Genomic DNA, 5471 nt, shown 5'->3' with positions numbered 1-5471 from the left:
TCATATTTTACTCATAAAAAAACGAAAGGAGAATCTAAGATGAACAAGTTTAAAACTGCATGGGATGACTACAATAAATCATCCTATAAGAAAAAAGTCCTTATGGATCAGGTAAGCATCCTGTCTGTAAAAGAGATCAATGACGGGGTCGTCTATTTATGCGAGATCTCGCCCATGCTTTTACGGGGGTATCCATACGAGGAAGAAAAGACATGGAAACTGTCTGATCTTCCGGGATGGGCTATCCGGATGCTTTCCATTACCGGATTTGCATTCCGTATAGAGAAAAAGCTGTACCTGGTAGACGAACTGACATTCCGTTCCCTCAACGACCTGTTTGGATGGACAAGGAATGCATCAGAGCCTTCCATCTGGAGGGATTTCCATCTGGCTCAGCTGTTTAAGGAAAGAGATTATGCATATATCCTTTATACCATGAAGGATAAGTACAAGGTAGTCTCAGCCATCCATAAGACAGCACTGGATGCCATTTCCGGGGATCTGTACCAAGTTGCAGATCATTATCTGGAAGAGGGAGCGGAGGTCACAGACTTTTTTTATAACGATATCCGTTTCCAGGTGGAGATCGCCCTTCCAAGGGAAAAACATGGATGGAAACAGGAACTGGTTATCCGTGATTCCTGTGTGGGACGGGAATCCCTGACCTTCATCAACGCATGGAGAAAAGAGGGTGCCCTGATCTATACCGGTGTTTTAAAGCAGAAGCACCGCTCGGAAACATCCCTGGAGGAACTTGTCCCGGGCATCAATGAACTGATTAATTCCTGCTATAAAAAAATGGAGGTAACAGGTCTTTCTCCGAAAGAGATCCTTCAGGAAGTGTCTTCCTATGTAGGCATCAGGAAAAAAAATGCCCTGTCCTGTTTTATGGGACAATTCTTCCCGATGGATGATCCTGAACGTGCACTGGTTGCCGTCGCAAGCTTCAAAGGGATCGGAAATGAAACCCAGGAGATCACCTACCGCAAAGGTCTTGGAAACTTTTTAGGAGGTGTGATCAATGCTTAGGATCCTCTCAAGTTCACAGCTTGAGGGGTATGTCATCAAGGGAAGGGGCGGTCCGCCGTGGGAACTTTTGGCGGGAACCGTTGCGAAGATCCAGCAGGATGGAGAAGCACTTTTAGTCTGTATTTCGGGTTCAAACATTGAAAACGGAATGATAAAGATCAGGACTGCAAAGGTTGTTTTTGTAGATGACTATGGAGAATACCGGAAAATGTTAAAGACCAGACTGGTCGCCTCAAAGATCCAGGTCGGTTCCTATATATCCGTACTCTGTAAGATCAAGGCCCAGGAGCGTATCGCTGCGGATTTTAAATATTCTGGTTTATGGAATTTTTCCGGGTACAAAGGGAAGATGAGTGTGATCATCGGAAACACGCCGTTTCTGCGGACAGCAGATGATGGGGCTCTTATTGCAGAATTTTTGGATAAGGACAGGGCACATGAAGTCCTGTATTCTAGGATTGTCCGGTTTTCAGGAGAGGAGATCAAAAAAGCCGCTTCCCTTTACATGACCGGACAAAGCCGTTCCGTATGTATCTGCGGTCCGCGGATAAGGAACATTAAGGAAAAAACAGATGAGAAAGGATTTAAAAGCAGGGACATTTCCTACTATGAATGCCAGGCTTTTGAAACTTTACCATTTTAAGAGATTTTATCCATATTGAAGTGGTAAAAATATTATTTCATTACGAAAGGAGAAGACTATGAACAAGGTTATTTTAATGGGACGCTTAACAAGAGATCCAGAGGTGAGATATTCTGCAGGGGAGAGTGGTACTGCAATTGCGAGGTATACTCTCGCAGTAGACCGTCGCTTTAAGAGAGACGGGGAAGCAACAGCAGACTTTATCAGCTGCGTATCTTTTGGACGCTCCGCGGAGTTTGCAGGGAAGTATTTCCACCAGGGACTCAAGGTTCTTGTTGCAGGACGCATCCAGACCGGCAGTTATACCAATAATTCCGGACAGAAAGTCTACACTACAGATGTAGTAGTTGAGGAACAGGAGTTTGCCGAAGGCAAGAACTCCTCCCAGCAGGGTGCAGGCCAGCAGCCTCCGCAGAACTATGGCGGCCAGCAGAATGCGCCACAGCAGAGTGTACCACAGCAGAATGCCCCACAGCAGTCCCAGCCGCAGGGTTATGGACAGCAGGGCGGATACAATGTGCCGCAGCAGAATGTACCGCAGCAGAGTGCACCAAAGTCCCAGCCACAGGGCTACGGACAGCAGAGTGTACCACAGCAGAATGCCCCACAGCAGAACTATGGCGGAGGGTCATTCGGAATGGGAGACGATGGTTTCATGAACATTCCGGAAGGTCTTGATGATGAACTTCCGTTCAATTAAAAGGAAGTGCTTCGGCACTTCCCTTTTTTTGAATCCAAAACAGGCAGTGCAGGGATTTTTGTAAAATGGATTTCAGACAAAGACAAATTCTTCACATTGAACGATATAAGAACACGAAAGGAGATCTTATGATGAAAAGCTACATAGCAATCCAGAGTACCCTGTTCAATGGGGTGATCGATCTTGTAGGATATACGGACATGCAGGGAAACATTCGGCTGACCCATACCAGTATCTATGCTTATATATCCAGAACGTTTCCGCAGATGTCCATGGAATTTGATGTCCGTTCGACGGATGTCAACCACGCGGTTGTAGTATGCAGATCTGAGATCAAAGATATTTGACGGCTCTGTAAGAACGGTTGCGGAGATCGGGGAGACTTCAGTATCCCTCCTTCCGGATAAGTTTAAGGGTTATCCGGTACAGGTAGCCCAGTACATTGCATTTGACCGGGCTGCGATCAAATATCTGGGTCTTCCAAGCAATACCTACTCAACCTTTGAACCACCGTATTTTACAGAGAGTGCCATCCGTATCCCGGATCCGGCAAATTATGTCCTGGGGTTTGCGAATCTTCAGGAACCGTACGGTACAGCAGGCTTTTGAGGAAACGAAGTATAACGAAGCCTCCCATGCAACCATGGATCTGTATTTACACATTGATCCTGCAACGGAAAAGGATCCTGTCAAAAGAGAAGGGTTATATGCCATCCAGCAGTACCTGGCTCTTTACAGGTCGAGGGGGTGCCAATGACATGGAGTACATCCAGATATAAACAGATGGTCATAGATCTGTTAAAGAATAATGACACGATCGTTGTCCTGGATACGGAAACTGTCGGTCTGAAAAAGAAATGTCAGATCGTACAGTTTTCGGGCGATCTACGGTACCGGTATGAAAAAAATCCGTTTTCCATGCGGGAAGTGGAGAGGCTGGACCTGTATATCCGTCCGGATGAGAAACTTCCAGAAAGTGCAACGAAAGTGAATGGGATCACAAATGCCTTTCTTTCGGATTACCCGGATGAAAGGCATTGTTTTCCTGTCATAAAGGAATTTCTTTCCAAGGGCGGGATCCTGGCAGGATACCGGCTAGACTTTGACCTGGATAAGATCGTGGGGCTGTATGAACGCAACTACGACCGGTTCAGCTATGGAAGGTACATTGATGTATATGAGATGGCGAAGGACTGCATCCCAAGAGATAGAGTGGAAAATTACAAACTGTTAGCAGCGGCACATTATTACGGCTGTGACCGTGGACTCCGCTTCCATTCCTCCATTGATGATGTAACGGCGACACGCAGGGTCTTTATATGTGCCCTGTCAGAGTACCTGAGGAAACAAGAGGATGCGGACAGTAAAATGCGGGTGCAGTTATCTTACTGTTATTATTGGGAAAATCCGAAGTGCGGCAGTATGAAACGTCTGATAGCGGTCACATCTTCCGGGCAGGTTTATTATGACCTCATAGGCGGGTACTGGAGCACAAACAAAGATGCAATGTGTTCTGTGGATGACATTGACATGGAGCATCTGCTCAGTCAGTGTTTTAAAAAGTACAGGGTTTCTGACATGAAAGGCCTGAGCCTTATCCTAAAAGAAAAAAGAAAGGAAAAAGCGGCTGTGTAAGCCGCTTTTTTAATGCAGGAAAGCCCGTTTGTTCTTCAGGGAGATTTTCAGGGAAAACGGCGAATGGCTTAAGACCACGCACTCGACCATCTTGTGGGTGAACCTGTAATTCGTAAGGTTGATCTCTTCCCCTTTCTGCTCTGCCTCCTCTATCTTTTCCCCTAAAATGTCAAGTATCTGCTCCACGATCTCCGTACTTACCCTGTTCGGACAGCCTTTCTCCCCATGGTATTTCTTATCATATTCCGGGCAGGCATAAAAGACGGACTTCGGGCCGTTCTGGAGCCTCATGGCTATCGGTTCCTCGTGGCATCCGCAGCAGATCTTTGTAATGGACCATAGATTACGGATCAACTTGATCACCTCCTATGGCGACAATATGACTAATTTCTCATTCAAAAATTTTTTTCTTCATATTGTCAGCGATTCTAAAAAACGAAAGGAGAAAAATGTTATGAAGATTAGAATTGCAAAGGAAGATTTAGTAAAGGCATTGAAAAAGGTGATCGGAGGGATCGGAGTTGGAGGAAAGGATCTTGATTATCTTAAGATCACTGCAGACTCTACAGGTGTGGAATTTATGACCACAGGCCGTTTGCTTGGTATCAAGACTAAGGTAAATGAGCGGATGGAAGTCAAGGAGCCCGGTGAATGCTGCACCAACTGCCGGAGAGCCCTTGAGATCGCATCCCTGATGCCGGAAGGGGAGATCACGATCCGACAGAAAGATTCCGCCCTTTTTATGGAAGCTGAAAGATGCCGTCTGAAAGGAGAGGTTGGGGACCTAGAAAAAGTCCTTCCGTTCCAGGCCCTTGAAGGGGAGGAAAAAAGACTTTCCCTGAATGCCTATACCTTTAAGCAGATGATCACAGATGTCCTGTTCGCCTGCTACAGAGGGGAAGAGAACCCGCAGATGTCTTCTGTTTATTTTGAGATAGCGGATTCCACCGTCCAGGTGACAGCTCTTGACGGGCATCAGATCGCCATCCGTAAAGAAGAGGTTAAGCCGACAGGTATCCATGCAAACTGCATGATCCGCGGAGCCATTTTGTCGGCGATCCTTCCTTTGATCCCGTCAGACATAGAGAAAGAGGTAACCTTCGTGATCGGAGAGAACCGATTTCTTCTGGAAACCGAAACGGATAAGGTATCCGGGGCATTAACGGGCGGCAGGTTCTACGAGTATGAGAGACTGTTCCCGGATAAAAGCCCGGTAGTCAAGATAAGGGTAGATAAGGCCATCCTTATGGATACAATCGGAAGATGCGCTTATGCCCTGATGCCTGCCATGTCCGGGAATGTCCCGCAGCCGACGATCTTTGATATTGACCGTACCATTAATGTCCACATGGATGGGAAAGTAACGGTTGATGAAGAGTTAGCCGCAGATGTAGAGGGTAAACCTTTAAGGATCGGACTCAGTCCTGCGATCATGAAGGGGATCCTGAAGGCATATCCGGAGGA

7 protein-coding genes are annotated in these 5471 nt (G+C 46.6%); 6 read left to right on the top strand and 1 reads right to left on the bottom strand.

Annotated features, from left to right (window positions below):
• The first annotated feature begins 39 nt into the window (after positions 1 to 39).
• From AC075L_RS21625 to AC075L_RS21605, 5 genes are all read left to right on the top strand, one after another.
• Positions 40 to 1029, top strand: a complete 990-nt coding sequence (locus AC075L_RS21625; protein ID WP_476388198.1) for a hypothetical protein — start codon at positions 40 to 42, stop codon at positions 1027 to 1029.
• Positions 1022 to 1672 (top strand): hypothetical protein, encoded by a 651-nt coding sequence (locus AC075L_RS21620; protein ID WP_476388197.1) that lies wholly within the window; start codon positions 1022 to 1024, stop codon positions 1670 to 1672. Before AC075L_RS21625 ends, AC075L_RS21620 begins: the two co-directional genes overlap by 8 nt.
• Before the next feature lie 58 nt (positions 1673 to 1730).
• The gene (locus AC075L_RS21615) at positions 1731 to 2372 is read left to right on the top strand and encodes a single-stranded DNA-binding protein (protein WP_476388196.1); all 642 of its coding nucleotides are present in this window, start codon (positions 1731 to 1733) and stop codon (positions 2370 to 2372) included.
• Positions 2373 to 2500: 128 nt separating this feature from the next.
• Positions 2501 to 2719 (top strand): hypothetical protein, encoded by a 219-nt coding sequence (locus tag AC075L_RS21610; protein WP_476388195.1) that lies wholly within the window; start codon positions 2501 to 2503, stop codon positions 2717 to 2719.
• Between the two features lie 406 nt (positions 2720 to 3125).
• Positions 3126 to 4007 (top strand): 3'-5' exonuclease, encoded by an 882-nt coding sequence (locus AC075L_RS21605; protein ID WP_476388194.1) that lies wholly within the window; start codon positions 3126 to 3128, stop codon positions 4005 to 4007.
• Positions 4008 to 4016: 9 nt separating this feature from the next.
• On the opposite strand, the gene AC075L_RS21600 is transcribed toward AC075L_RS21605, so the two are convergent.
• On the bottom strand, positions 4017 to 4361 hold the full coding sequence (locus AC075L_RS21600) for a hypothetical protein (RefSeq protein WP_055059186.1): 345 nt from the start codon (positions 4359 to 4361) through the stop codon (positions 4017 to 4019).
• A gap of 100 nt (positions 4362 to 4461) precedes the next feature.
• On the opposite strand from AC075L_RS21600, the gene AC075L_RS21595 reads away from it, so the two are divergent.
• Positions 4462 to 5471, top strand: a 1010-nt coding sequence (locus tag AC075L_RS21595) for a DNA polymerase III subunit beta family protein (RefSeq protein ID WP_476388193.1), incomplete at its 3' end; no start/stop codon positions are given.

Source organism: Blautia sp. ZXY-1-B12 (assembly GCF_056339915.1).
Note: the sequence above shows the minus strand (reverse complement) of the source record. Positions and strands in the feature narration are given on the sequence as shown.